This is a genomic window from Mucilaginibacter puniceus (genome assembly GCF_054783175.1).
The window spans coordinates 170,866-197,588 of sequence record NZ_BAAGRB010000003.1 but is presented as its reverse complement, the minus strand read 5'-3'; the positions used below and the strand labels follow the sequence as shown (position 1 = coordinate 197,588).

Genomic DNA, 26,723 nt, shown 5'->3' with positions numbered 1-26,723 from the left:
AACATCGCTCTTAAAAATTTGTTGATATACTATGAAGCCGGAAAAAGAAACAAAGAACGAAGACCATATTATAGAATTACGCACGCTTACCAAGGATGATTATTTGGGTTTAAAATCATCAATGATTGAAGCTTATGCTGAGTGGGAAGGCGCATCCTATTGGGATGAAACGCACATCACCAAACTGGTTAAAATATTTCCTGAAGGGCAGATATGTATCCTGGTAAACGGCGCCATTGCGGGTTGTGCCTTATCATTAATAGTTGATTATGACAAATTTGGCGACAATCATACTTATACACAAATCACCGGCAATTATACCTTCAATACCCATGACGAGGATGGCGATGTGCTTTATGGTATTGACTTTTTTGTGCACCCGGATCATCGTGGGATGCGAATTGGAAGAAGATTATATGATGCCCGTAAAGAAATTTGTGAACGGCATAACCTGAGGGCAATTATTGCCGGGGGGCGCATACCAAAATATAAAGATTATGCGGACCGGCTAACCCCTAAAGCCTACCTGGAAAAAGTAAAAGGTAAAGAAATTCATGACCCTACCCTATCTTTTCAATTATCTAATGATTTTCACGTAAGGAAGATATTAAAAGGCTATTTGCCCGGAGATACACAATCGTTGGAATATGCTTCGCTTTTGGAGTGGAACAATATATATTATAATGAAGAAGCCACACACATCAATTCCAATAAATCCGTTGTACGCATTGGGTTAGTACAATGGCAAATGCGTCCGTTTGAAAGTATGGAATCGTTATGCGAGCAAATTGAATTTTTTGTTGATGTAATAAGCGATTATCAAAGCGATTTTGTTTTGTTCCCCGAGTTGTTTAACGCCCCATTAATGACGGCCTATAACCACATGAGTGGCGCCGGGGCCATTCGCGAAATTGCCAAGTACACTGTACCACTTAGGGATAAATTTATAGAGTACGCCATTAGTTATAATATTAACATCATTACCGGCAGTATGCCGTTTTTAGAGGACGGAGTGCTGCAAAACATAGGCTACCTTTGCCGGCGCGATGGCAGCTTTGAAATGTACCGCAAAATTCACTTAACACCTGCCGAACAAAGCGACTGGGGTATGACGGGGGGCGATCAAATTACCACTTTTGATACGGATTGCGGCAAGATAGGCATCCTGATATGTTACGATGTAGAGTTCCCCGAATTACCACGTTTATTGGCCGAGCAGGGTATGTCCATTTTGTTTGTACCTTTCATGACCGATACGCAAAATGGCTATACCAGGGTGCGTAGCTGTGCACAGGCCAGGGCCATTGAAAACGAATGCTATGTAGCCATAGCCGGCAGCGTGGGCAACCTGCCCAAAGTACACAACATGGATATTCAGTACGCGCAATCCGCGGTATTTACACCTTCAGATTTTTCATTTCCAACTAACGGCATAAAAGCGGAAGCCACTCCCAATACCGAAACCACCTTAATTGCCGATGTTGATCTGGATCTGCTAAAAGAACTGCACAGCTTTGGTGCCGTACGCAACCTTAAAGACAGGAGATTGGATATTTATAAGATCATTAATAAGAGCAAAAAATAAAATCGTTCAGCAGGTTACTGTAGTTGCAAAATGCAGCCTATTAGTTCGAAGTCAGAGGCTTCGAATAGCGGGGGTTAAAATTTAAAATTTCAAAAACTTATCGCGCAGGCAACCTTTAAAGCATTTGAATATCCATCCAAACCTGCGGTACCATCAAATGTCGGGATTTATAAATTGAAGAATGGTGGCGGTAATTTGTCAGTGTTTTTCAGTTTATTTCATAGGCACCATCACAACGATTAATAAACGCTATATCCTCTGTGATTCAGCTTCCATTGGTGCAATTATATTAATTGGGTTCAAAAAATGCCATAATTGCATTAAACAATAAAAATTTTATCTAAATGGGGAGATATTTAATGAAATTGGTAATGTTTATTAAATTATTTATAAAATAAATTCTATTTAGGATAAGTTTTTTATTTAAAATGCGCATTTTAGATCGTTTTGGTGTATTTTATTGTATATTTTATACAAAAAATGAAATTTAATTGTGAAATTATTATTTAAATCGATAAAAATTTGATGTATTAATCAAATTCTAAGGTTTTTTTAATCTTTTTATCTCTTCGTATGGGTAGTTTTGGATTGTAAATTAAAAAAGGAAAGTTATTTACTCAATAATAATCTTAAAAATCAAAATTTATAACTCACTTATCCAAATCAACATGAAGATCAAAATTTTACACAAAAAAATCCCTTCATACCTGGTGTTAGGTATGATTTTATTAACGGCACTGGTGTTGTTTGAGCCATTGCGATCATTGGCACAAGACCCAACCGGGGCAAAAACCGGAACCATTAGCGATGTAACTGCTGCTAAGGCCGGTGCACCTACAATGGGCGAAATTGGCGATGCGGTTGGTCACAACAAAATAGCCATTAACATTATGTGGACACTGCTTGCCGGTTTCCTGGTTATGTTTATGCAGGCAGGTTTTGCATTGGTTGAAACCGGTTTTACACAAAAGAAAAACGTGGCCCACACCATGGGAATGAATTTTATGGTATATGCGGTTGGTATGTTTGGGTTTTGGGTTTGCGGTTTTGCTTTTATGTTTGGCGGGGCGTTAAATATGGCAACAATTGGTGGTGCTCCCGGTGTAGCAAGCCACGAATATATTGTACATATGTTTGGCCATGATTTTGGTTTAGCAGGTTCGGTAGGGTTCTTCTTAAACAGCGATGTTTATGATGTAGGCGTATTTACTTTATTCCTGTTTCAAATGGTATTTATGGATACTACCGCCACTATACCTACCGGTTCAATGGCCGAAAGATGGTCATTTAAATCATTCCTGATATTTGGATTCTTTATTTCCATGTTTGTTTACCCATTATATGGTAATTGGGTTTGGGGCGGTGGCTGGTTATCACAGTTAGGCGCTAACTTTGGTTTAGGTCATGGTGTGGTTGATTTTGCAGGTTCGTCTGTGGTGCATTTAGTAGGTGGTGCTGCTGCTTTGGCAGGTGCTATTGTTATTGGTCCGCGTATTGGCAAATTTAATGCCGACGGCTCTCCTAACACCATCCCCGGCCATAACATACCAATGGCGTTATTAGGTACTTTTATTCTTGCTTTGGGCTGGTTTGGTTTTAACCCCGGTTCAACATTAGCCGGCGGCGATTTCCGCATAGCAATAGTTGCTGTAAATACCATGATGGCCGGTACTGCCGGGACACTGGCCGTATTGATCATACTTTATATACAAGGTAAAAAACCTGATCCGGGCATGTTGGCAAACGGCATGTTAGCCGGTTTGGTTGCCATTACTGCCCCTTGCGCTTTTGTAAACTCAATCTCATCAGTAATAATTGGTGCCATTGCCGGTTTATTGGTTGTATTTACCATTTACATTATGGATTACAAATTAAAAATTGACGATCCGGTTGGTGCATTTGCGGTACATGGCGTTAATGGTGCATGGGGCGTAATTGCGTTAGGTTTATTTGCCGATGGCTCATACGGCGACGGATGGAATGGTGTAACAGGTACGGTAAAAGGTGCTTTTTACGGTGATGCCAGCCAGTTGGGCGCGCAATGCATAGGCGTATTAACCTGCTTTGTGTTTGTATTTGTAGTAATGTACATATTCTTTAAAGTATCCAATAAAATTACACCTATCAGGGTTAAAACTGAGGATGAAGTGGCCGGTTTGGATATGCCTGAAATGGGGGTAGTTGGATACGTTGATTAATTTGATGCCTTTTAATATTACCGCTTGCTTAAGCAGCGGTAATATTAAAACAAGATAAACATCTTAAAAACCTTTGAGAAGCTTTTTTTCCTTGGTACGATTTTACGCATCTCAGAGAGCCTCTGCTTGATAAAAGTAGGGGCTTTATTGTTTAAATTTACTAATATTTATTCATCACATTACAATGTATAAAATTCTGCTTTTAGAAGATGACTACAAGGTATCCAACGAAATAAAGATATTCTTGCAAAGTCATGAGCTTTTATGTGATGTAGTATATGATGGCGCGCTGTTTTTTAAGCAGCTTCAATTAGAAAATTATCATCTGTATATACTGGATATTAATGTGCCGCTTTTTAACGGGATAGAGGTATGTAAAAAAATACGGCTTACCGATAAATCAAAGCCCATATTGATGCTAACGGCTTATAGCGACATAGAAAACAAGGTTATAGCGTTTGATTGCGGTGCAGATGATTACCTGGTAAAGCCTTTCCATTTGGAGGAACTGGAGATACGTATAAAAGCATTGCTTAGAAGGGGCTATCCGGGCCCTGAAAAAAGCAGGCGCATTATTACGGTTGATGACCTGGTAATATATACCGAAGATATGAGGGTGATTCGTGCCGGCAAAGAAATTGCACTTACCCCCAAAGAATACAAACTAATTGAATTACTGGCAACCGAGGAGGGAAAGCCCGTTTCAAAGCAAACCATAGCTGTTAAAGTTTGGGGAATAAATTTTGAAACAGGCACTAACACCATTGAAGTATACATAAACTATTTACGTAATAAAATAGACAAAGGCCACCAAAGGGCACTGGTACACACCCGCGCCGGATTTGGATATTACCTCAAATGAATTTAAAACAGCGCTTTTCTTTTATTTTCAGTTGCCTTTTTTCTGTGGTTTTGGCTACGGTTATGCTAACTATATATTATGTATTTGCCGGCTTAAGGCAAACAGAATTAATAGAAGAATTAACAGAAAAGGCGCAAACAACAGCAAGGTTGCTTATACAGGTTAAAGAGATTGACTATGATATGCAAAAGATCATTGACAAGAACAGCTTTAATAAACTGTATTATGAAAAGGCCCAAATTTATAACGCCAATAAAAAATTAATTTATAGCAGCACAGATACACCTACCATACAATGGACGAACGCTGAATTTGGGCGTTTAAAAAAAGACCGTCAAGTATTTAAAAAGGAAGATCAATACGTAGTGTTAGGCTTATATAATATTATTGATAACGAACCATATTACATACTGATTTCTGCAGATAAAACTTATGACAATAGTAAGCTAACCAGCTTAAAATATATTTTATTAATAGTATTTGTAGCAGGAACTATAGTGGTATGGGTACTATCATTTAGTTTAAGTAAAAAAGCGCTTGAGCCATTAGATAATTTCAGGAAAAATATTCAGGAGATAACGGATAGTAATTTAAAAATACGATTGGCTACAGCAGGTGGGGAAGATGAAATAAATGCCCTGGCAGGCTCTTTTAATCAAATGATGGACAGGATTGACAATGCCTACAACCGTCAAAAGGAATTTACCGGAAATGCATCGCATGAACTACGTACGCCGGTTGCACGAATAACTGCCCAACTGGAAAATTTGTTGCATCGGGAAGGGGTTGATCTGCAGATAAAAGCCAATTTAAAAAGCATTTTTGACGATGCTTTTAAGCTTTCGGATGTTATCAGTTCGCTGGTTTTGCTTGCAGATATTAATAACAGGGAGCATAATTTTTCTTTTGAAAAACTACGATTGGACGAACTTGTTTTTAGTACTGCCGCGGCATTGGTAAAAATATATCCTGATTTTAAATTAAAGTTTGAAATTGAAAACACCACATCAAAAGAAACCGAACTTGAAATATCAGGAGACGAAACCTTATTAAAAATAGCCCTGTTAAATCTATTTAAAAACGCTTACATATATTCAGATAATCAATTATTTGAGTGCCTGATACGACAACAGGAACAACAAATACAGTTATTTATAACCAATACAGGCAGCACCCCTGAAGTAGATGATACAGCCACGTTATTTACCACTTTTACAAGAGGAAGTAACGCGGCTCAAACACAGGGTAGTGGCGTTGGATTAAGCATAGTAAAGCGTGTGCTTGACTATCATAAATCACAAGTGGTATTTAACATAATTGATAAAAATACCAACCAGCTAATTGTAACATTCCCGGTTTAAGGGTGCAAGTAATACATGTTGCGATAAAATAGTCGGTTATATTCAGTTTATCTATACTACTTCAAATTCTCCTTAAAAAAATCAACCGTACGTTTCCAGGCCAGTTCGGCAGCGGTTTTATCATAACGTGGTGTGGTATCATTATGAAAACCATGGTTGACGCCTTCATATACAAATGCCTGGTATTTTTTACCGTTCTCTTTTAGTGCCGCTTCGTAAGCAGCCGAGCCGGCCATTATGCGGGTATCTAACGAAGCATTATGTATCATTAATGGCGCGTTTATTTTAGGCACATCTGCAGCAGCCGGCTGGCTGCCGTAAAAAGGTACTGCTGCCTTTAAATCAGGTATGCGTACGGCTAAGGTATTAGCTATTCCTCCGCCATAACAAAAACCAACTACGCCAACTTTGCCATTGCAATCTTTATGGTTTTTAAGGTACTCATAAGCGGCTATAAAGTCCTCCTCCATTTCTTTAGGGTTGCGTTTGCTTTGCATGGTACGGCCCTCGTCGTCATTGCCGGGGTAACCACCAAGAGGCGTTAAAGCATCGGGCGCTAATGATATAAAACCAGCCAATGCCGCACGGCGGCCCACATCTTCAATATAAGGGTTTAGTCCGCGGTTTTCATGCACTACAATAATGCCACCCAATTTGCCTTTGGCATCTATAGGTTTTGACAGCAAACCCTTAATGTTGCCACCACCTTTTGGCGACGAATAATTGATATACCCCGACTGCAACCGCGGATCATCTGCCTTTACTTGTATCTTCTCTTTATAATCGGGCATTAAAAAGCTCATTAACGAGGGTACAGTTAGGCCACCAACAGCGTAAAGCGATAGTTTTTGCACAAAATCGCGCCTGTCTAATCGGTTATGGGCATAATCATCATACAGGTCAAATACTTCCTGTTTAATATCTTCTTTTTTTATCTGGCTCATAATAAAGGGTTTTTATAAAATTAGTGATTTACTCATAATAATCAATCATGAATTATAAGGAACTGCTTTTAGCAACAAATGCTAAACTTTCAAGGGAGTTATCAATAAGTTGTTTAAGTAATTAATTGTAATTTATAATTAATTATGAAAAACATTTCTGAATGGGAAATGTAATATTTAATACCATCATTAAAATGGTGGCAATGAATGAGATAATAAAAAAACAACACCATGAAAAATCAAATTAAATACTTGTGTGCCGGATTGCTGTTTTTAATGGCGGCTTGCGGCACCAGCACCATGATCACCAGTTCGTGGCGCAAGCCCAATGCTACAGCCAGCGGCTATCGTAATATTTTTATAGCAGCCATTAGTAATAATATACCGGTTAAACAAAGGGTAGAAGAGGGCCTTAAACAACTATTACAAGAAAAAGGGTTAACCGTATCAAAAAGTACAGATGTTTTTCCGCCTGAGTTTAGTACAGTAACCGGGCAGCGGCACGAATTGATAATTGATAAAATAAAAGGCACCGGTGCCGACGGGATATTAACTATAGCATTGTTAAAGGAAGATACAGAGACGCACTTTGTAGGCAGCCGCGCGGGTATGTGGAACCCTATGAGTTACGGTTACTACGGTACTTTTTGGGGATACTATAATAACTGGTACCCCTATATTTACTCGCCCGGGTACTATGATGAGCAAAAAGTGTATTACCTTGAAACTAACTTGTTTGATGCGCGTACCGAGCAGTTGATATGGGCCGCACAGTCAAAAACATATGACCCGGTTAACTTGGAGAGTTTTTTAAAAGGCTACGTAAAATCAATACAGGACCAAATGGTTAAAGATGGTTTAATAAGCGAAAACGCATTGGCTGCGACACGCTAATTGTAGAGCAACTAATTTGCTTTAACGGTCATGTTCGGGTCTATTGGCGTGGGTCCGCGGCCCTTAACGGGCCGCATAGCTACCTCTTCGGACAAACTGATACTTCGGCTTGTAACATATACCAATGAATTCATAACCTGGTAGCCGTTAGAAATGCTTTGTACCAAACGTTGTATTACCATTCCCGAATAATTGTCTAATACATAAGTTCCGGTAGTATTACTATTCATGTAAGTGCCGGTAAGTTTGCTTTGAAACTTTATAACGGTATTGTCAAAAGTAATATCGTCTATCCAAAACCTGGTTACCATTTGCTGCTGATCGCTTTTTAGGGTATCCATCCAGGTGTAGCCGGGTTTAATACGGTCGTCGTTTACCGTAAAATTTGGCGTTAAACTAAATTGGGTTCCTTTGGTAAAAGGTTCAGACTGTATGCCTGCAAAAACAATCAAACTATCATTAATGGTTTGTAAAGCAGACTCATCAGATGATATAATTTTGCCATTTTTATTAACGAATACAGTTACCGGCTTGTTCAACATTGAACTGAGCGATTTCTGTATTTTAGAAGTAGTATCGGCACCTTTTTCTGAATCATAATGCAATAACTGCCCAAGCGCACTTATTATATTATCCATTTTTGTGATGGTGACATCAAATTTTGCAGCAGTATCTACATCTGTTACTTTAAATAACTTAGTGATATTTGAGGATGAACTTACAGTAAGTCTTTGATCGCCCCGTTGAATGTTGGATGTTGACTTTAAAACGCTTTGTTTTTCAAACTCATCACCCGGTGTAAATGTGAAAACACGCTTTTGCGCGCTGCATATATAACCACCCAAAAGAAGGAGCGTAGTTAAGACGATCGATCTTTTATTAAGCATAAACCCTTGCTTTTGTATAGAGTTCATTTTTGGTGGTTGATAATGATGAATGTTATAAATTTAGTTGCAATTCAGGTATCGGTGGTACCGGTGGCACTGGTGGCAGTGTAGGTATTGGTTGTGTTACGGTAATAGCATTTACTGTTGGTGCGGCCACTGTTGTATTATTATTAACACCTCCCGCTGGTGCAGTTGTGGGTGTATTTGTTGCTGCCGGGGCAGCGGCAGGAGCTGCCACTTCAGCTACTGTATTTCCAGCTGGGGCTGTTGTGTTTGTTGCTGCTGCCGGTGCTGCTGCCGGTGCGGTTGCAGGCGCGGTTGCAGGCGCAGCCGCAACATTATTAGTGGCTATTATTTGTGCCGGTACAGCAGGCATAGCAGGTGTATTTACTGTAGTAGGTAATAAACTGGTGTTGGCTACGGTAGTAACAGGCGATACGGTTACTGCCGGTGCAGCAACAGGCGCTACAATGGTAGCCACAGTTGGCGCAGGCGGAATAGCCGGTACTTGCGGTGGTACGTGAAAATCTGAATTGTTGTTTACGCCACTTTGTGCACTAGCCGGTTTAGCGGCAAACACCGCAATGCCCATTAATAATATATAAATTAATTTCTTCATATTCTTCTGGTTAATGAAAGTGGATACCCCATTGAAAACATCATTGAAGGCTTATCAGACGAAAATCTTGTTAAGTCTGAAACACCTATTCCTATTGAAAAAGGACTATTTTTTAAAGGGCGCAGCCCGGTTGAAAACCCTAAATTTAAGCCCGTCCATTCAGCCATTATGTTTACACGTTTAAATAACTCGTATGATATATTACCAAATATCCCCGTGCCTTTTGATCCCCTGCCTGCGGCAACATCAAAAGGGCTTTTCTGTATAAAACGACCATTGCCATATCCTATGGTATAGGTAAGTGCCGAATATCCCTGGGTTTTTGACCGAACTGTTTGTACCGCATGACTAATAGCTGCATAATAGGTGCCTCCCGGTGCATCAGATTGTACAGAATGTGCAAATATTTGCAATGCACCAACTGCTATGCTTGTTCCTGTAAATATTTTTTTGCTTAAAATAAAATTCGCCGACACATCACTTAAGCTGGTAACCTTGGTAATATTTGCGCTGGTAGCAAAATTCACTATCTTTTCAGAATTGCCTATGCAAAAACCCACCGAGCTGATCATATCGCCCCTATTGGTATAAACAGCAGGATATACCCCGCCTATACCACCAAATACATAGGTGCCAAATCCGCCAAATCCTGTAGGTGTCATTACGCTTTTCATTGCATCATTTGGTGATAGTTCATTGGTTAAATTTGATGGTTTGGCTTTAGCCAGCGAATCCAATTTTTTTTCTAATAAATATTCAAAAGCATTTTGACCAAAACCAACTTTGCTGCAAAGCATTAAAATAATAACACCTGAAAATATTATTTTAAATGTATGTATTGGGTTCACTTTAATCAATTAGTATTTTTTTAACGCATAATACCTATACATAGTTTGCCTATGTTATATACTACGCCAAACAAATATAAGTATATATTATAACTTGTAACATATATGTAACCCAATAATTTAGGCCATATTCTTAATAGCTATATTTTTTTTAAATAATAACATATATTAATTTGGTTAAACAATTTTAAAAGTTAATGATTATTAATAAATATTATACGTCATTAACTTAATAGTAGACCATTATGGAAACACTGCAAATAGCTACCAGGCTGGTACAATTATGCCGCGAAAACAAAAATATAGATGCTGTTAATGAACTTTACAGCGATGATATTGTAAGCAAGGAGCCCAAGGGCAGTCACAGGGAACTAACCAATGGGAAGGCGGACGTAATCTCTAAGAATGAGGAATGGGTTAATTCACTACAAGAAATACATAGCGAGGAAATATCCGACCCCTTAATAGCCGGTAATTTTTTTAGCGTTAGCATGTATTTTGACGCAACATATAAAGAACATGGACGGGTTGCTTTTACTGAACTATGCGTATATGAAGTAAAGGATGGTAAAATTGTTGCCGAAGAGTTTTTTTATAACCTGCCAGGCTAATATCAACTTAACTGATGATCTGCAAAATACGCCATTCCTGCTTTAATAAATGCTGCAAATTTTAAGTAATTTTCATCGCCGGTTAAATTAAAGCGCTCGTCGGTTAAGTATAAATTGCCCAATCCCTTATAGGCTTCGGCCTGTTTATCGGCGGCATGTTCTGTTCCCCAAAGTTTGCGGGTATTCATATAATGCCGGCTGATCAATTCTTGCACCTGTGGTGATGTTGGATCTTGTTCATATAGTAAATAAAGAGCTTGGGCAAGGTCTTTTTGTTTAGCAACTAATGCCTGCATGGCAGCCTTGTCCAACTTTTTTAAATGGGTTTCGGCATGTTCAACCACCTCTTTTCCGTAAGTTTCAATTGCTTCCTTGCGGTATGCGGCAGCTTGTTGTGGCGATAGTCCATCATATAATTCATCTGCGTTCATCATGGTTTTATTTTTTAGGTTGTGTAATGTATTATCTATAGTTTTTAACAAGGTGTTAATTCGGGATTTTTTTAGGCCGAGTGCTTTTTTATGGCTTTCCAATGCTTTACTAACATCAAAATCAGGTTCATCTAAAATCTGCTTAATATCTTTTAAAGCAAAATCAAGCTCCTTGTAAAATAGTATCTGTTGCAATCGCAGCAGTTCAGCTTCGCTATATAGGCGGTAGCCTGCACGGGTGCGTATTGCCGGGCGCAGCAGCTTCATCTTGTCGTACAAATGCAATGTGCGCACACTAATGCCCGCCATTTTTGCCAGTTGCTTAACTGTATAATTTGTATTCATGATGCAAAGGTAGGCTATGACGTAAGGTAAGAGTCAAGGATTATTTTCACTTTTTTTTAAAACAGAAAGCCTGCAAAGTTTTTTTTTAACCTTACAGGCCCGGATACACCTACCCATTAATAGGTTATTTCTTCGCCAGCGGATTAGGGTAATTATCGCTTTGGTCCTCCTCTACATTATCCAAACATTTAAAATCCTTTTCAACCAGCAGGAAAAAGTCAGTTGTTCGGTTTTCAAATCCTACGCGCTCGGTTTCGGCCCACTCCTTAACCATTGCTGTCGGCATCAGCACGGCGATCTTATTGTTTTTAAAGGTCGATGTTAAGGTATCGGCATCGCTGCTTTGTATAGCATATACTAAGGTATTGCCGCCAAAGTTGGTTTGCTCTTCCAGGTAACCGGTTTTGGTAAATGTATCCACATCGGTACGGGTTAACCTGTAACGCAGCGAGTTGCCTTTTATCCTGATCTTCATAATATGCTCTTTTATAGATTATGATATAAATCAACAACCGGGCCTATTATAATAATAGCCGGGTGGGTTAACTGTTTGCTTTGAGCCAGTTGGGCCAGGTCTTTCACTAAACCCTTTACCATTTTTTGTTTGGGCAATGATGCGTGTTGAATAATTGCCGCGGGCATATCGCCATTCCCTGCTTCTATATAGGTAGCCGCAATCGAGTCAAGTTGTTTCATACCCATATATATAACCACGGTCGAGTTGCTTTGCATAGCCAGCCGTAAATCGCCGGATAGGGTGCCGTCCTTTTTGGTACCGGTAACCACCCAAATACCTTCGCTTACCGAACGGTGCGTTAATGGAATGTCTTCCAGCCCCACCGCCTGCATGCTTGATATACCGGGGATAAAATGTGTTTTTATACCGTTTTCGCGGGCAAATAAAATTTCTTCAAAACCGCGCCCAAAAATAAATGGGTCGCCGCCTTTAAGGCGTACCACCGTGCCTTTGGTAAAAGCAAAGTGTTTTATCATTTCCAATATCTTTTCCTGCGAGGTATAGTCACCATAAGGCTGTTTACCCACATAAATTTGATCACATTCGGGCTTTGCAAGGCTTAATAACTCTTTATTTGCCAAATTATCATACAAAATCACGTCGGCAGCCTGTAAAACCTTATAAGCCTTTACTGTTATTAGTTCAGGATCGCCCGGTCCGGCACCAATTACGTACAATTCTGGAAAATTTACTTCTTTTTTTGTCATTTAATCTAATATAATGCTAAACACAGACTAAAATTTGATCTATTTAATTAAATTTTAGATTATTAAATTAATAATTGCATAATTTTTTAATTAATATCATGCATTTTATTAAAACAATGTTCAAAAATACTCATTTTTATATCCAATTTAATAAAAATTACCATTTTTTATTAAAAAATTGCTCAAAAAATTGCAACAAATTGATTTAATCTTTAATATTGTTAAAGTAAATGTAACCAGGTCGCAATTAGGTAGCATTTTACTTGTTCAATTGGCTTTAACACTTAAAAATTATAAATATGTCGCAACTAAACATTATAGTAGTTGGCAATGGAATGGTAGGATACAAGTTTTGCGAAAAACTTGTATCTAAATCATCCCGGTTCAATATAGTTGTTTTTGGGGAAGAACCCCGCAGGGCATACGATCGTGTGCATTTAAGCGAATATTTTAATGGCAAATCTGCCGACGATCTTTCCATGTCAACACAGGAATGGTATGCCGAAAACAACATCACGCTACATCTTGGCGATCCGATACAGGAAATAAACCGCACCGAAAAAACCGTTCATGCTTTAAGCGGCCTAAAATTAAAATATGATTACCTGGTTTTAGCCACCGGTTCGTCAGCTTTTGTGCCTGATATTCCGGGTGTTGAAAAAGAGGGGGTGTTTGTATATCGTACCATTGAGGACCTTGAACTTATTAAAAGCTATGCTGCTACCGCAAAAGTAGGCGCGGTTATGGGCGGGGGCTTATTAGGATTAGAAGCAGCCAAGGCGTTAATGGATCTAGGCATTCAGGAAACCCATGTAATTGAGTTTGCCCCGCGCTTAATGCCAAGGCAAATTGATTCGGCAGGTAGCGCCATGCTGCAAAGCAAATTAAAAGCATTAGGATTAAATATCCATTTAAATAAAAGTACCGCCTGCTTTGAAGGCGAACATAAAATTGAAGCGCTACGCTTTAATGATGATACTACGCTGCCGGTTGATATGATGGTCATATCTGCAGGTATCCGCCCGCGCGACGAGCTGGCTAAATTATCGGGACTGGAAGTGGGTACGCGCGGAGGCATTGTAGTTAACGAAAAAATGCAAACCAGCGATGCCAGCATTTTTGCCATTGGCGAGTGCGCTTTATATGATAATATGATATATGGCCTGGTAGCGCCGGGTTATGAAATGGCTGATACGGTTGTGGCTTGTATTACCGAAGGTGATAAATCTTTCTACGGATTTGACATGAGCACCAAGTTGAAGCTGATAGGTGTTGATGTAGCTAGCTTTGGCGATGCCTTTATTACCGAGCCTGATTGCCGCACCATTGTTTTTGAAGATACCCACAAGGGAACCTATAAACGCATCAATATCACCAACGATGGTAAATACTTATTGGGCGGTATTTTAATTGGCGACGCTGCAGCATATAATATATTACTGCAAACGGTTAATAATAAAATAGTACTTCCGCCCGATCCGGAGGATTTAATATTAGGTTCTCGCGGTGGCGAAAGTAACGCCGGTGCCGGTGTAATGAGTTTGCCGGATGATGCCTTAATATGTTCATGCGAGGCGGTAAGTAAAGCTGATATATGTTCTGCAGTTACCGATGGCGGATGTACAGACCTGGATGGTGTTAAAAAATGCACCAAAGCCGGTACGGGGTGCGGTGGTTGTGTTCCGTTGGTGAAAGATCTGGTAAATGGCACCATGAAAGCCAATGGTCAGTATATTAAAAATGTGATATGCGAGCATTTTGACTACTCGCGCCAGGAGCTGTTTGATCTGGTTAAGATCAATAAATTAAAAAATTACGACCTGGTATTAGATCATTACGGTAAGGGCGATGGCTGCGAAGTGTGTAAGCCGGTAGTGGCCAGCATCCTATCAAGTCTTTGGAATGACCTTATAGTAAAACAAGATACCATACAGGATAGTAACGACCGTTACCTGGCCAACATACAAAAAGGCGGGACATATTCTGTTGTTCCGCGTATACCGGGCGGCGAAATTACTCCTGATAAATTGATCATACTGGGGCATGTTGCCAAAAAGTATGGTTTGTACACCAAAATTACCGGTGGTCAACGTATTGATCTATTTGGCGCGCATGTGAGCGACCTGCCAAATATTTGGGAAGAGTTAATTGATGCCGGTTTTGAAAGCGGGCACGCTTACGGTAAATCATTACGTACAGTAAAAAGTTGTGTTGGCAGTACCTGGTGCAGGTTTGGCTTGCATGATAGTGTATCATTTGCTATTGAAATTGAAGAAAGATATAAAGGCATACGCTCTCCGCATAAATTAAAAGGCGGCGTTAGCGGTTGCATACGCGAGTGTGCCGAAGCACAGGCCAAAGATTTTGGAGTTATAGCTACCGAAAAAGGCTGGAACTTATATGTATGCGGTAACGGTGGTTCAAAACCACAGCATGCACAAGTGCTGGCTACTGATATTGACAGCGCTACTTGTATAAAATATATAGACAGGTTCCTGATGTTTTATATCAAAACCGCCGACCCGCTTACACGTACTGCAACCTGGTTAAATAAAATGGAAGGCGGTATTGACTACCTTAAAAATGTAGTGATCAATGATAGCCTGGGTATTGCCGAACAGTTAGATGAAGAAATGCAGGCATTGGTTGATACCTACCACTGTGAGTGGAAAGAGGTAGTGGAAAGTCCTGAATTGCGTAAACGTTTCTCGCATTTTGTAAACGCGCCCCAAGAAAAGGACCCGAATATTAAGTTTCAACCCATGCGCGAGCAGGTTAAAGCAAGTTGGTAAGGAAAATATTATAAAATAGGAATGTCATTTCGACGAGGAACGAGGAGAAATCTATACACAAGCTAATCGAACCTATGTATAGATTTCTCACTACGTTCGAAATGACAAGGAGTATAAAACACTAAAACATTAGAAATTATGGAAACAACAGTTGAAACAATTAAATGGGTACTGGCTTGCTATACCGATGATGTGCCCGAAAATGGTGGTGTTTGCATGAAGCATGAGCATGAGCAAATTGCCATATATAATTTTAAGCGCCGTAGCGAATGGTATGCCACACAAAACCTATGCCCGCATAAACAGCAAATGGCATTATCAAGAGGGATGATTGGTAGCGCGGGGACCGACTGCGAGCCTAAGGTAGCCTGCCCGTTCCATAAAAAGACATTTTCGCTATTAAGCGGCGAATGTTTAAGCGGCGAAGATTATAAAATTAAAACTTACCCTGTAAAGGTAGAAGACGGGAAAGTATATGTAGGTATTACCGGCGCTTAAGCTGCCGGTAATGTGTGTTTTTAATCTTGTGTTAATTTAACAAGCATTTCATAGTTCGCTATCGAAATGCTTTTTCCTGTCAGTACCAGCATTTTATCATTTACCAGCTCGTTGATCACCCTAAATACAGTTTCGTAAGTTGCCCCTGCAAACGATGCCAGATCCTGGCGGCTCAGTTCTATATTAATATTCCCTTCTTCGGTAACACCAAATTGCTCCATTAATATAATAAGCGATTCGGCAACGCGGCCTTTTACCGACATGTGTGCCAGGTTGCGCATTTTTCTTTCTGATTCGCGTAGCTCATCGGCAAAAAATATCAACAGCCTGTACATGAAGTCAGGATTTACTTTTAGTGTTGCTTCAAAAAACTCCGTATCAAAAAAACCTACTATACCCGGTTGTAAAGCAGTTGCCGATATCGGGTAAATAGCTTTTGTACCCATACCCCTATGGCCTAATATGGAGCCCGCTTTTGCAAAACGAACAATTAGTTCCTTATCTGCATCCCATCTTTTATGAACTTTTACATAACCCGAATCAATTACGAATATTCCTTTAACGGGATCGCCTTCTTTTAAAATGGTTTCGCCTTTTTTTACTTTAAAGGTTTTTTTGTTGGCTAAGATGGCCGGAATCCACTCTTTTATACAGTTTTTGCATAAATAACAATCATTCGGATTGAGTAATGAGGCACTTTTTTTAAGTTTCATTGTAAAATATATTACTTTTTCACAATAATAACCAAAATTTGACAACAAATGCAATGAAAAGCGACGCTTTTTGTAAAATTTATCTAACAATTAGATGATTTTGCGCATAATTTGACTTAATTATTGAAATTATTGTCAATTTTTTAAATGAATTTGAAATAATTAGAGATAATTTTTTTATCAAATTAATATTTTGACCTAAAAATCTTAATATCAATTTAAAATATTTATAAAATTCAATAACAAATGTGATTTAAGTTATAAAAATTAGCAAAATGAGCAAAAAGTTAGGTTTATATCCTTAAACTGGATATATTTATAACAACAAAATGAGTATTTACTTAAAAAAAGGAATAATATGGAGAAAAAAAATACTAATATATAAAAAAACCCTGTCGGGAGGTCGCATTCCCGGACAGGGCAAATAGTTCTCAGCTTTAACAACTTAAAAACCATATCAAATGTATAAAAATGTACTCAAACATTACAGGCTTTTCACAATAATAGTAATAACAGCCTGTTGCCAAACTTTAAATAGTATGGCTCAGATAACACTAACCGGTCAAATACGCCCACGGTTCGAAAGCAGGAACGGAGTTGGCAACCTGGTTCCCACCGGCACTAAAAATGCAGATTTCATATCACAACGTACCCGGTTAATATTTGGTTATAAATGGGATAGGTTAACCATAGGTACAAGCATACAGGATGTACGTGTTTGGGGTGCCGATGCATCAACCATATCAAATGCCGATAACCGGTTACAGCTACATGAAGCATGGGCCGAATTAACCCTTGCCAATAAAACAGATACTACCTTAAAGTTTAAGCTATTAGATATGTTAACCTTTAAAATAGGCAGGCAAGAGTTAATATATGACGACTCAAGGCTAATAGGCAATTTAGATTGGCTACAACAGGGCCGCCGTCATGACATGGCTTTATTAAAGGCTGTACATCATGGCTGGCAAGTTGATCTGGGGTTTGCTTATAATCAAAATACGGACGCCTTTGGTTATACCAATACCAGTTACGTACCCGCCAATGTGCCTTTAACTGTTAAAAACTCATTGGGGGCTGTAATGCCTGTTCCGGCCGGGTTTGTTCCATTGGCGCCGGGTGGTAGCGCTGCAAATAATAGTTCAAAAACCGGTACGCCTGTTTTTGCTAACCCGCCAGGCACCAATGCAGCTACACAGAACTATAAATCATTCACCAGCTTATATATCAGCAAAAAATTCAACCAGACCAAAGTGTCAGGTTTGTTTTTTAACGACAACTTTGGCAAATACAAAATTGACTCGGTAGGTACTTTAGCTACGGGCTATGTATATGGCCGCCGTTTTGTTAGTGCAGGGGCAGCCGATAATTTTGATTACTCACCCATTCACCGTTATACCTATGGTGCAATGGTTAATCACACTATGGGGAACGCGTCTGACTTTGGCAAGTTTGCCTTGCAGGCTGCTTATTACAAACAATCTGGTGCCAGCCGTGATAATGTAGCTTTAGATGCTTACCATTATACTGTTGCTTTAACTTATCAAAAAGGAAACTTCAGCATTACACCGGGTTATGACTTACTATCAGGTAATAATGCGGTAAGCCCATCGGGCAAAGACAACCGTTTTGATCCGCTATATGGCACACCGCATAAGTTTTGGGGGTATATGGATTATTTCTACGCGGGTACAAGTTCGCCGGCCGGGGGCTTGGCTAACTCCTACTTGAAATTTAAATACGCAACCAGCATAGTTTCATTAGGGTTGGATGTACACTCATTTGCTTTAGATAAGGATATGAAAAAAGCAGATGGGACATTAATTAACAAGCGCCTGGGAACCGAGGTTGACTTGCAGATGAACTACAACATGAACAAGTTTACCAATATTGAGATGGGCCTATCTATGATGAAAGCTACCGATAGTATGCCTTTTGCCAAAGGCCAGGCTACTACCGATGTGGCAGCGGCTACATTTAATAAAACAGCCAGCTGGGCATACGTAATGTTAAAGTTTACGCCTGATTTCTTTTATGCTAAACCGGTTGCACTTAAATAATCACCCTAAAACTAAAGATCATGACTCGACATATCAACAGAAAATCAAAAGCATTTTTAGCAGTAGTATTACTGTTTACCTTTTTTAGCTCAATAGCGGGTAATCCGCCAAAAAGGGTAATTAAACTGGGGTTTATACCCTTAACGGATTGTGCCCCTCTGGTAATAGCAAAGGAAATGGGCTTTTTCGCAAAGTACGGCGTAGACGTACAATTATCAAAAGAAACCTCATGGGCCGTCGTTCGCGACAAAATACTAAACGGCGAACTTGATGGCGCACATTGCCTGTTCTCCATGCCATTCTCTGTTTACACAGGCGTAGGCGGAAAAGCCGGGTCAGAAATGCGTATAGCCATGACCATTAGTAACAACGGGCAGGGCATCACGCTGTCAAAAGACTTTTGCGGAATTGTTGGGTATAATGACCTAAAGCGCGTAGCGGCTGCAATTAAACAGGTTCAGACCAAAAAAGAAGTAACCTTTGCCATGACCTTCCCCGGCGGTACCCATGATATATGGCTGCGCAACTGGTTAGCGGCAGCAGGTGTTAATTCAAAATCAGTGGGTATAATCACTATCCCGCCGCCGCAAATGGTAGCCAACATGAAGGTAGATAACATGGAAGGCTTTTCTGTTGGTGAGCCATGGAATGGTGTTGCGGCGTCGCAAAACATTGGCTTTACCCATATTGCCAGCCAGGATATCTGGAAAGATCACCCCGAAAAAGCATTGGTTGTAAACAAAGCATTTTCTGAGACCGATAAAGAAGACCTGAAAAACGTTATGAAGGCCATTATTGAAGCCTGCAAATGGTTGGATGTGATGGGTAACCGTAAAAAAGCAGCCTTGTTTTTAAGCAAACCCAATTATGTGAATGCCGCGGTGCAGGTTATTGAGGCCCGCATAATGGGCTCAACAGATATTGGGTGTGACCTTGGCGTGAAAAAATATAAAGACGATTACATGTTGTTTTATAACAATGGCGCGGTAAACACACCAAAAATATCATATGGTATATGGTTCATGGCGCAGTATATGCGTTTTGGTATGCTTAACAGCGCGCCAAACTATAAAGCTGTTGCCGATAAATTGATCATGAGCGACTTATATGAAGAGGTTGCTAAAAGCATGAATGTGCCCATACAGCCGGACATGAAACCATTTAAAACGAATTTGGAAACGGTAACATTTGACCCGGCAAATCCGGCGGCATATATAGCCGCTGCTAAAAAGTAAATTGATTGATAAGTGGGGTTCCCGGTGGCGCAAGTTGCCGGGGACTTATTTAAACATTAAAAAGATACAATTATGAAAAATCTCTTTTCAGTAAAAACAGCATACTCCATACTGTACTTCTGTGCGGGGATGTTTATAATGGGCGGTATATGGCAAGGTATATCCCTGCTTACCAAAAACGAAATACCAAGCCCCGGAGATACCTGGGGAGTTTTTAAGGAAGTAATGGATCAGCCATTCCTAAACGATCCTGATTATAAAGGTATCGGCATTAAATTATTAAGCTCATTAGGCCGGGTTGCAATAGGATTTGGTTTGGGGAGTTTAGTGGCCATACCTATTGGCTTATTAATGGGCAGCAGTAAAATAGTTACTAAAATAACCAATCCCATAGTGCAAATACTACGCCCGGTATCACCCTTAGCTTGGTTCCCGTTGGGGCTGGCTATTTTCCAGGATTCGCCAAAGGCAAGTGTATTTATGATATTTATTTGCTGCCTATGGCCAACATTAATTAACGCGGCATTTGGGGCTGGCAATGTACCGCAGGATCATAAAAACGTGAGCCGTGCATTTGGCTTCTCAACCTGGAAATATTTTACCAAAGTATTATTGCCCTATAGCTTGCCACATATTATAACCGGCCTGCGCCTTTCTATTGGGGTTGCCTGGATGGTAATTGTTGCCGGCGAAATGCTGTCAGGCGGCACAGGCCTGGGCAATTTTGTTTGGGAAGAAGGCTTTAACGGTGGCAGTACCGCAAAAATATTAGTAGCCATTATCATAATTGGTTTAGTAGGTTCTTTATTGGACAAATGTTTCACCTGGTTACAGCAACGCTTTTCATACGCGGCCTAACCTCAAATTTTATCGATCATGAGTGTATCAACCATAACAAAAGACGAGAAAGTGGAAGCTGCGGCCGAAGCGCTTTTAAAACAAGCCGCCGAGGATGTAAGTATTGATGTTAATAATATAACGGTAAGCTTTAAAACGCCAACGGGTACTTATACCGCTATTAAGGATATTAATTTAACCGTTCAAAAAGGCGAAATTGTAGCATTAATTGGGCATTCGGGTTGCGGCAAATCAACCTTGATGGGTACTATAAGTGGCATGGTTAAGGCTACACAGGGCGAAGTAATTGCCAATGGCAAAAAAATAACCGCACCCGGACCGGATAGGGGTATTGTTTTTCAAAACTATTCATTGCTACCATGGCTTACGGTTTATAAAAACATATTGGTAGCAGTTGATTCGGCTTTGCCGGAATTAACTACGGCAGAGAAAATAGCGCTGGTAGAGAAAAACCTGAAAATGGTAAACCTGTGGGAGCATAAAGACAAGCTGCCCGGCCACCTATCGGGCGGTATGAAACAACGGGTAGCTATTGCACGCGCGTTTTCTATCAATCCCAAAATATTATTGCTTGATGAGCCATTTGGCGCTTTAGACGCGCTAACCAAAAGCTACATGCATATTGAGTTGCTTAAATTGTGGAATCTGGATAACCGCGAAAAAACAATTGTAATGGTAACGCATGATATTGAAGAAGCCATCTTTTTGTCAGACAGGGTAGTAGTGATGAATAATGGCCCTGCTGCAACTATTAAAGAAATTGTGGATGTGCCATTAGCCCGCCCACGGAATAAAAAGGATATAGTGCATGATCCTAAATACATGGAGATACACGACAGGCTTTTGGGCTTGTTGATAGACAAATTTTCAATTAATGACGAACATTAAATAAATATAAACCAATACGATATGAGCAACCAAGGAAAACAATTAAAACAGTTAAAAATTTTTAGCCTGCAGGGCATACAAATGAAAACTTTCCACATTACCTGGATGATGTTTTTTGTGTGTTTTTTTGGATGGTTTGGATTAGCCCCGCTAATGCCTACCATTCGTGAAGATCTGGGATTAAGCAAGGCCCAGGTAGGTAACACCATCATCGCATCGGTTGCGGCAACTATTATAGCCCGTTTATTTATAGGCCGCTTATGCGATACCTGGGGCCCGCGTAAGGCAGCGGTAAGGTTATTGCTGGTGGGCTGTATCCCGGTGTTTTTGGTAGGTCTGGCGCATGATTATACAACGTTTTTATTGTTCCGCTTAGCTATTGGCGTTATAGGTGCATCGTTTGTTATTACACAGTTCCACACTTCGCAAATGTTTGCGCCTAATATTAAAGGTACAGCAAACGCGGTAACAGGCGGCTGGGGTAATTTGGGCGGAGGTGTTACCAATATTATAATGCCATTGATATTTGCAGCCATTGTTGGTTTTGGCTATACCAAAGCCGAAGCATGGCGCTATGCCATGATAGTACCGGGCCTGATGATGTTGGGTATGGCTTATTTATACAGTAAATACACTAAAGATACGCCCAACGGGAACTTTGATGAAATTGGCCATAAGGCTAAAGCCGGCGGCAAAACAGATTGGTCGGTTTTAGCAGACTGGAGAATTTGGGCGCTTACCATAGCTTATGCCATGTGCTTTGGTATGGAGCTTACTTTTGATAACGTAGCCTCTCTACACTTTGTAGACACTTTCCATCTATCGCAAAGCTCGGCCGGGTTTTGGGCGGGTATATTTGGCATGATGAATATTTTTGCCCGTGCATTAGGGGGCATAGCTTCTGATAAAGTAGGTGTTAAATTCGGCATGAAGGGCAAAGGTTTATTACTGGCCGGTGTTTTATTATTAGAAGGCTGTGGCTTGTTATTATTTGCGCAAGCCGGTTCGTTATTCATCGCCATCATATCTATGCTAACATTCGCGCTGTTCCTTAAAATGTCTAACGGGGCAACCTATGGTATAGTGCCTTTTGTGAACACCAAAAATGTAGGCCTGGTAAGCGGCATAGTTGGGGCTGGTGGTAACCTGGGCGGGATGCTATTTGGCTTCCTGTTTAAATCAACAACCATCACCTATGTAGAGGCATTTACCTATATCGGTTATACGGTTATAGCGGTATCGGTAATTGTATTGATAACCCGCTTTGTAAGCAAATCAGAAACAGAAGAGCAAACTGACACAAGCGTAGCTGTTGCAGCTAATTAAATACCTATAGCTATGTCTGTATCTAAGCATTCGTCCACTCAAAAAACCAGCACCTGCAGTTACTGCGGGGTTGGTTGTGGTGTGCTTATTGGTCCCGATAAAAATGATACCATCACCCTTGAGGGGGATAAGGACCACCCTGTAAATAAAGGCATGCTTTGCAGTAAGGGCATGAACCTGCATTATACCGTTAATGATAAAAGCGACAGGCTGCTGTACCCGCAAATGCGTTATAATAAAAGCATGCCCATGCAGCGTGTAGGCTGGGATGAGGCTTTGGATAGGGCTGCCGCTGTTTTTAAAACATTCATCAATAAATACGGTCCCGATTCGGTGGCGTTTTATGCTTCGGGCCAATGCTTAACCGAGGAGTATTATGTAATTAATAAGCTGATAAAAGGGTTTATCGGCAGCAATAATATTGATACCAACTCGCGCCTTTGCATGAGCAGCGCGGTTGTGGGCTATAAAATGGCATTGGGCGAAGACAGCGTACCCGGGTGCTATGATGATATTGAACTGGCAGATTGTTTTTATGTTACCGGGGCCAACCCCGCCTGGTGCCATCCTATTTTATGGCGCAGGGTAGAGGCGCATAAGGCAGCCAATCCCGACACCAAAATAATTATAGTTGATCCACGGGTTACGGATAGCTGCTCCATAGCCGACCTGCACCTGCAATTAAACCCGGGTACAGATATTACCTTGAACCATGCTATTGGCCGTGTGCTGATAGAGAACGGTGATATTGACCTTGATTTTGTATCCAACCATGCCGAAGGTTTTGATGCCTACAGCAAATTGGTTTTTGAAAGAACGTTAACCGATTCGGCAGAGATCTGTGGCGTAAGCGAGGCTGATATCCGCCTGGCGGCAAAATATATCGGCGATGCCAAAGGATTTATTAGCATGTGGACGATGGGGTTGAACCAAAGCAGCATCGGTGTAAATAAAAACCTGAGTTTGATCAACCTGAATTTAATTACCGGGCATATAGGCAAACCGGGTTCGGGTCCTTTTTCATTAACAGGTCAACCCAACGCTATGGGTGGCCGCGAGGTTGGAGGATTATCGAACTTATTACCGGCACATCGCAACCTGGCCAACCCGGACCACCGTGCCGAAGTAGAAAAATTTTGGGGCGGCACCACCATTAACCCCAAACCGGGCTTAACAGCTACCGAAATGTTTGAGGCATTAAATGATGGCCGTTTAAAAGCTATATGGATACTATGCACCAACCCGGTAACCAGCTTGCCAAATTCAAGACTGGTGGAGGAAGGGTTAAAGAAAGCCAAATTTGTTGTTGTGCAGGAGATAAGCAATAAGTCGGAAACTTTGCCTTATGCGGATGTGATATTACCTGCCGCAGGATGGGCCGAAAAAGAAGGCACCATGACCAATTCCGAGCGTCGTATAAGCTATCTCAATAAAATAATTGAACCTCCCGGCGAGGCCTTACCTGATGCCGAAATTATTTGTCGCTTTGCGCAAAAAATGGGTTATAAAGGGTTTGATTTTGAAGGACCGGCAGAGATATATGCCGAGCACGCTAAATTGACCGCCAAAACCAATATCGACATTAGCGGCTTAAATTATGATATACTTAAAGAATTAAAAACGGTACAATGGCCGTATAGAAAACGTGGTCCGGTTAAAGGTACGCCGCGTTTGTTTACCGACAAGCAGTTTTATACGCCATCGCAAAAAGCTATCATCAGTCCGGTTGCGGATACGCTGACCAGCGAGTTGCCGAGCAAAGATTTTCCGTTCATACTAACCACCGGCCGCATCCGCGACCATTGGCATACCATGAGTAAAACGGGAAAGGTAAACAAGCTGAACCAGCACATAAAGGAAGCGTTTTTAGAGATAAATCCTGAGGACGCGCAAAGCCTTAACCTAAATGAGGGCGATTTGGCGGTTATCTCTTCGCGCAGGGGTGATGTAAGGGTTAAAGCTAAAATATCAGCCACTATAAAAAAGGGCGTGGTGTTTTTGCCCATGCACTGGAGCAAGATATTAAACAACGACCTGAACCGTGCTAATAACGTAACCAGCGATAGGTTGGACCCGTTATCCAAAGAGCCTGATTTTAAATTCTGCGCGGTTAGTGTGGTTAAATATAAAAAGCCTGCTCAACGTGTAGTGGTGGTAGGTGCAGGCGCCGGCGCATTCGGCTTTGTAAAAAGCTACCGCGAGTTGAATAAAGACGATGAGATCATCATCTTCAGCAAAGAAAACTACCCATTCTACAACCGTGTTATGCTGCCCGATTATATTAGCGGTGAGCAAAAATGGGAGCAGTTGGTAAAAATGACCGACGAGGAAGAGCCAGAGTACAACATCAAAATGTATCGTGGGGTTACGGTTGATAAAATTGACCGTGAAAATAAATTTGTTATCGACTCAAGGGGGATAAAAACCACTTATGATGTATTGCTGATGGCAACGGGCAGCCGTGCATCGGTGCCTAAAAATGTACCTGCTTTGCCGGGCATTTTTACCATGCGTAACCGTGCCGATGCCGATAACTTTAAAAAGCATATCTCGCCAAACGGGCATGTGGTTATAGTAGGCGGTGGTTTGCTGGGATTGGAGATGGCCGCTTCGCTACGCGAAATTGGCATCAAGATCACTATTGTACAACGGGTTTCGCGCTTTTTAAACCGCCAGTTAGATGAGTTGGGAAGCCGCCTGCTGCACGAAGAAATGGTTGACCAGGGCTGTGATATTTATTATGACGACGAAGTGCAGTTATTTTATGGCAGATCAAAACTAACAGGGGTAGGACTGAAGAGTGGTCGCAAAATTAATTGCGATGCCATGATATTGGCTATTGGTACCACGCCTAATTTAGAGATAGCCCGCGATTGCGGATTGGTATGTAAACGTGGTGTTATTGTAAACGAACGTATGCAAACCAGCGACCCGGATATTTTCGCGATTGGCGAGATAGCCGAGTTTCAGGGCACGCTATATGGTATAACCGCCGCTGCCGAGCAACAAGCCGAAGTAATGGCCCGCTACATCAGCGGCGATATTGCCAGCTACTATAAAGGCAGCCTGTTTATGAATATCATTAAAATTCATGGGTTTGATCTGTGTAGCATCGGCTTGTCTGAAAGTCCGGATGATACAAATTACGAAGAGATTGTTTTTATTGATAAAGCCAAACGTTACTATAAAAAATGTATCATTCACCAGGACAGGCTGGTGGGTACCATTTTAATTGGCGATAAAAGCGAGTTCCAGGAGTTTAGGGAACTGATAGCCAATAAAACTGAGTTAAGCGAAAAACGCTTGTCGTTATTACGCAGTGGCAAACAAGCCGAGCCTGTATTGGGTAAATTGGTATGCAGCTGTAATAATGTTGGTGCCGATAATATCCGCAAAAAGGTAGCCGAGGGTTGCACCACATTAAATGATGTGTGCAATACTACCGGGGCCGGTACAGGGTGCGGTTCATGCAAACCCGAAGTTAAACGCCTGCTGGACGAAGCATTAACCAAAGTATTATTAGAAAAGGTAAATTAGGGAAGCG

The 26,723-nt window shown here is 40.8% G+C and carries 22 protein-coding genes; 14 read left to right on the top strand and 8 right to left on the bottom strand.

Annotated features, from left to right (window positions below; all coding sequences use genetic code 11):
- Positions 1 to 31 precede the first annotated feature (31 nt).
- From ACYVJ6_RS14545 to ACYVJ6_RS14530, 4 genes are all read left to right on the top strand, one after another.
- Positions 32 to 1,585 (top strand): GNAT family N-acetyltransferase, encoded by a 1,554-nt coding sequence (locus ACYVJ6_RS14545; RefSeq protein ID WP_460694820.1) that lies wholly within the window; start codon positions 32 to 34, stop codon positions 1,583 to 1,585.
- A gap of 668 nt (positions 1,586 to 2,253) precedes the next feature.
- Complete coding sequence (locus ACYVJ6_RS14540) at positions 2,254 to 3,783, top strand: ammonium transporter (protein WP_460694819.1); 1,530 nt, start codon at positions 2,254 to 2,256, stop codon at positions 3,781 to 3,783.
- A 184-nt stretch (positions 3,784 to 3,967) separates the two neighbouring features.
- Positions 3,968 to 4,645 (top strand): response regulator transcription factor, encoded by a 678-nt coding sequence (locus ACYVJ6_RS14535; protein ID WP_460694818.1) that lies wholly within the window; start codon positions 3,968 to 3,970, stop codon positions 4,643 to 4,645.
- Entirely contained in the window at positions 4,642 to 6,006 is a 1,365-nt protein-coding gene (locus ACYVJ6_RS14530; protein ID WP_460694817.1) for an ATP-binding protein, read from the top strand. Before ACYVJ6_RS14535 ends, ACYVJ6_RS14530 begins: the two co-directional genes overlap by 4 nt.
- Before the next feature lie 56 nt (positions 6,007 to 6,062).
- On the opposite strand, the gene ACYVJ6_RS14525 is transcribed toward ACYVJ6_RS14530, so the two are convergent.
- Entirely contained in the window at positions 6,063 to 6,950 is an 888-nt protein-coding gene (locus ACYVJ6_RS14525; protein WP_460694816.1) for a dienelactone hydrolase family protein, read from the bottom strand.
- A 231-nt stretch (positions 6,951 to 7,181) separates the two neighbouring features.
- On the opposite strand from ACYVJ6_RS14525, the gene ACYVJ6_RS14520 reads away from it, so the two are divergent.
- Positions 7,182 to 7,844: a DUF4136 domain-containing protein gene (locus ACYVJ6_RS14520; RefSeq protein WP_460694815.1), complete on the top strand. Its 663-nt coding sequence runs from the start codon at positions 7,182 to 7,184 to the stop codon at positions 7,842 to 7,844.
- Positions 7,845 to 7,855: 11 nt separating this feature from the next.
- On the opposite strand, the gene ACYVJ6_RS14515 is transcribed toward ACYVJ6_RS14520, so the two are convergent.
- From ACYVJ6_RS14515 to ACYVJ6_RS14505, 3 genes are read right to left on the bottom strand one after another with little or no spacing between them, the layout of a single operon-like run.
- The gene (locus ACYVJ6_RS14515) at positions 7,856 to 8,758 is read right to left on the bottom strand and encodes a DUF6263 family protein (protein ID WP_460694814.1); all 903 of its coding nucleotides are present in this window, start codon (positions 8,756 to 8,758) and stop codon (positions 7,856 to 7,858) included.
- Between the two features lie 25 nt (positions 8,759 to 8,783).
- Positions 8,784 to 9,350, bottom strand: coding sequence for a hypothetical protein (locus ACYVJ6_RS14510; protein ID WP_460694813.1), 567 nt, complete (start codon positions 9,348 to 9,350; stop codon positions 8,784 to 8,786).
- Positions 9,347 to 10,198, bottom strand: coding sequence for a hypothetical protein (locus tag ACYVJ6_RS14505; protein ID WP_460694812.1), 852 nt, complete (start codon positions 10,196 to 10,198; stop codon positions 9,347 to 9,349). The genes ACYVJ6_RS14510 and ACYVJ6_RS14505 overlap by 4 nt, the downstream gene beginning before the upstream one ends.
- A 245-nt stretch (positions 10,199 to 10,443) precedes the next feature.
- Between ACYVJ6_RS14505 and ACYVJ6_RS14500 the strand changes: the two genes are divergently transcribed.
- The gene (locus tag ACYVJ6_RS14500; RefSeq protein ID WP_460694811.1) at positions 10,444 to 10,809 is read left to right on the top strand and encodes a SnoaL-like domain-containing protein; all 366 of its coding nucleotides are present in this window, start codon (positions 10,444 to 10,446) and stop codon (positions 10,807 to 10,809) included.
- 2 nt (positions 10,810 to 10,811) lie between these two features.
- Here ACYVJ6_RS14500 and ACYVJ6_RS14495 read toward each other — a convergent pair whose 3' ends face one another.
- The 3 genes from ACYVJ6_RS14495 to cobA all read right to left on the bottom strand — a co-directional run bounded on the left by ACYVJ6_RS14495 (position 10,812) and on the right by cobA (position 12,809).
- Entirely contained in the window at positions 10,812 to 11,585 is a 774-nt protein-coding gene (locus ACYVJ6_RS14495; protein WP_460694810.1) for a MerR family transcriptional regulator, read from the bottom strand.
- A 124-nt stretch (positions 11,586 to 11,709) separates the two neighbouring features.
- Entirely contained in the window at positions 11,710 to 12,060 is a 351-nt protein-coding gene (locus ACYVJ6_RS14490) for a DUF7009 family protein (protein ID WP_460694809.1), read from the bottom strand.
- Positions 12,061 to 12,071: 11 nt separating this feature from the next.
- Positions 12,072 to 12,809, bottom strand: coding sequence for a uroporphyrinogen-III C-methyltransferase (gene cobA, locus ACYVJ6_RS14485; protein WP_460694808.1), 738 nt, complete (start codon positions 12,807 to 12,809; stop codon positions 12,072 to 12,074).
- A gap of 299 nt (positions 12,810 to 13,108) precedes the next feature.
- Between cobA and nirB the strand changes: the two genes are divergently transcribed.
- On the top strand, positions 13,109 to 15,601 hold the full coding sequence (gene nirB / locus ACYVJ6_RS14480; protein WP_460694807.1) for a nitrite reductase large subunit NirB: 2,493 nt from the start codon (positions 13,109 to 13,111) through the stop codon (positions 15,599 to 15,601).
- Between the two features lie 138 nt (positions 15,602 to 15,739).
- Positions 15,740 to 16,099 carry a nitrite reductase small subunit NirD gene (gene nirD / locus ACYVJ6_RS14475; protein WP_460694806.1) on the top strand — a complete coding sequence of 120 codons (360 nt, stop codon included), beginning with the start codon at positions 15,740 to 15,742 and terminating at the stop codon, positions 16,097 to 16,099.
- A gap of 20 nt (positions 16,100 to 16,119) precedes the next feature.
- Here nirD and ACYVJ6_RS14470 read toward each other — a convergent pair whose 3' ends face one another.
- Positions 16,120 to 16,812 (bottom strand): Crp/Fnr family transcriptional regulator, encoded by a 693-nt coding sequence (locus tag ACYVJ6_RS14470; protein ID WP_460694805.1) that lies wholly within the window; start codon positions 16,810 to 16,812, stop codon positions 16,120 to 16,122.
- A 539-nt stretch (positions 16,813 to 17,351) separates the two neighbouring features.
- Between ACYVJ6_RS14470 and ACYVJ6_RS14465 the strand changes: the two genes are divergently transcribed.
- From ACYVJ6_RS14465 to ACYVJ6_RS14440, 6 genes are all read left to right on the top strand, one after another.
- Positions 17,352 to 18,872, top strand: a complete 1,521-nt coding sequence (locus ACYVJ6_RS14465) for an alginate export family protein (protein ID WP_460694804.1) — start codon at positions 17,352 to 17,354, stop codon at positions 18,870 to 18,872.
- A gap of 20 nt (positions 18,873 to 18,892) precedes the next feature.
- Positions 18,893 to 20,107 (top strand): CmpA/NrtA family ABC transporter substrate-binding protein, encoded by a 1,215-nt coding sequence (locus ACYVJ6_RS14460; RefSeq protein ID WP_460694803.1) that lies wholly within the window; start codon positions 18,893 to 18,895, stop codon positions 20,105 to 20,107.
- 72 nt (positions 20,108 to 20,179) lie between these two features.
- Complete coding sequence (gene ntrB, locus ACYVJ6_RS14455) at positions 20,180 to 20,965, top strand: nitrate ABC transporter permease (RefSeq protein WP_460694802.1); 786 nt, start codon at positions 20,180 to 20,182, stop codon at positions 20,963 to 20,965.
- A gap of 18 nt (positions 20,966 to 20,983) precedes the next feature.
- On the top strand, positions 20,984 to 21,853 hold the full coding sequence (locus ACYVJ6_RS14450; RefSeq protein WP_460694801.1) for an ABC transporter ATP-binding protein: 870 nt from the start codon (positions 20,984 to 20,986) through the stop codon (positions 21,851 to 21,853).
- A 21-nt stretch (positions 21,854 to 21,874) separates the two neighbouring features.
- The gene (locus ACYVJ6_RS14445) at positions 21,875 to 23,179 is read left to right on the top strand and encodes an MFS transporter (RefSeq protein ID WP_460694800.1); all 1,305 of its coding nucleotides are present in this window, start codon (positions 21,875 to 21,877) and stop codon (positions 23,177 to 23,179) included.
- Between the two features lie 12 nt (positions 23,180 to 23,191).
- On the top strand, positions 23,192 to 26,716 hold the full coding sequence (locus ACYVJ6_RS14440) for a molybdopterin-dependent oxidoreductase (protein ID WP_460694799.1): 3,525 nt from the start codon (positions 23,192 to 23,194) through the stop codon (positions 26,714 to 26,716).
- The last annotated feature ends 7 nt before the right edge of the window (positions 26,717 to 26,723 follow it).

Excerpts from the sequence above, each read along its gene's own strand:
- nirD (WP_460694806.1), top strand. The coding sequence starts at position 15,740 with ATGGAAACAACAGTTGAAACAATTAAATGGGTACTGGCTTGCTATACC.
- ACYVJ6_RS14500 (WP_460694811.1), top strand. The coding sequence starts at position 10,444 with ATGGAAACACTGCAAATAGCTACCAGGCTGGTACAATTATGCCGCGAA.
- ACYVJ6_RS14490 (WP_460694809.1), bottom strand. The coding sequence starts at position 12,060 with ATGAAGATCAGGATAAAAGGCAACTCGCTGCGTTACAGGTTAACCCGT.
- ACYVJ6_RS14445 (WP_460694800.1), top strand. The coding sequence starts at position 21,875 with ATGAGCAACCAAGGAAAACAATTAAAACAGTTAAAAATTTTTAGCCTG.
- ACYVJ6_RS14525 (WP_460694816.1), bottom strand. The coding sequence starts at position 6,950 with ATGAGCCAGATAAAAAAAGAAGATATTAAACAGGAAGTATTTGACCTG.
- ACYVJ6_RS14495 (WP_460694810.1), bottom strand. The coding sequence starts at position 11,585 with ATGAATACAAATTATACAGTTAAGCAACTGGCAAAAATGGCGGGCATT.
- ACYVJ6_RS14530 (WP_460694817.1), top strand. The coding sequence starts at position 4,642 with ATGAATTTAAAACAGCGCTTTTCTTTTATTTTCAGTTGCCTTTTTTCT.
- ACYVJ6_RS14510 (WP_460694813.1), bottom strand. The coding sequence starts at position 9,350 with ATGAAGAAATTAATTTATATATTATTAATGGGCATTGCGGTGTTTGCC.
- ACYVJ6_RS14465 (WP_460694804.1), top strand. The coding sequence starts at position 17,352 with ATGGCTCAGATAACACTAACCGGTCAAATACGCCCACGGTTCGAAAGC.
- ACYVJ6_RS14470 (WP_460694805.1), bottom strand. The coding sequence starts at position 16,812 with ATGAAACTTAAAAAAAGTGCCTCATTACTCAATCCGAATGATTGTTAT.
- ACYVJ6_RS14545 (WP_460694820.1), top strand. The coding sequence starts at position 32 with ATGAAGCCGGAAAAAGAAACAAAGAACGAAGACCATATTATAGAATTA.
- ACYVJ6_RS14540 (WP_460694819.1), top strand. The coding sequence starts at position 2,254 with ATGAAGATCAAAATTTTACACAAAAAAATCCCTTCATACCTGGTGTTA.
- ACYVJ6_RS14520 (WP_460694815.1), top strand. The coding sequence starts at position 7,182 with ATGAAAAATCAAATTAAATACTTGTGTGCCGGATTGCTGTTTTTAATG.
- ACYVJ6_RS14515 (WP_460694814.1), bottom strand. The coding sequence starts at position 8,758 with ATGAACTCTATACAAAAGCAAGGGTTTATGCTTAATAAAAGATCGATC.
- ACYVJ6_RS14535 (WP_460694818.1), top strand. The coding sequence starts at position 3,968 with ATGTATAAAATTCTGCTTTTAGAAGATGACTACAAGGTATCCAACGAA.
- ntrB (WP_460694802.1), top strand. The coding sequence starts at position 20,180 with ATGAAAAATCTCTTTTCAGTAAAAACAGCATACTCCATACTGTACTTC.
- ACYVJ6_RS14440 (WP_460694799.1), top strand. The coding sequence starts at position 23,192 with ATGTCTGTATCTAAGCATTCGTCCACTCAAAAAACCAGCACCTGCAGT.
- ACYVJ6_RS14460 (WP_460694803.1), top strand. The coding sequence starts at position 18,893 with ATGACTCGACATATCAACAGAAAATCAAAAGCATTTTTAGCAGTAGTA.
- nirB (WP_460694807.1), top strand. The coding sequence starts at position 13,109 with ATGTCGCAACTAAACATTATAGTAGTTGGCAATGGAATGGTAGGATAC.
- cobA (WP_460694808.1), bottom strand. The coding sequence starts at position 12,809 with ATGACAAAAAAAGAAGTAAATTTTCCAGAATTGTACGTAATTGGTGCC.
- ACYVJ6_RS14450 (WP_460694801.1), top strand. The coding sequence starts at position 20,984 with ATGAGTGTATCAACCATAACAAAAGACGAGAAAGTGGAAGCTGCGGCC.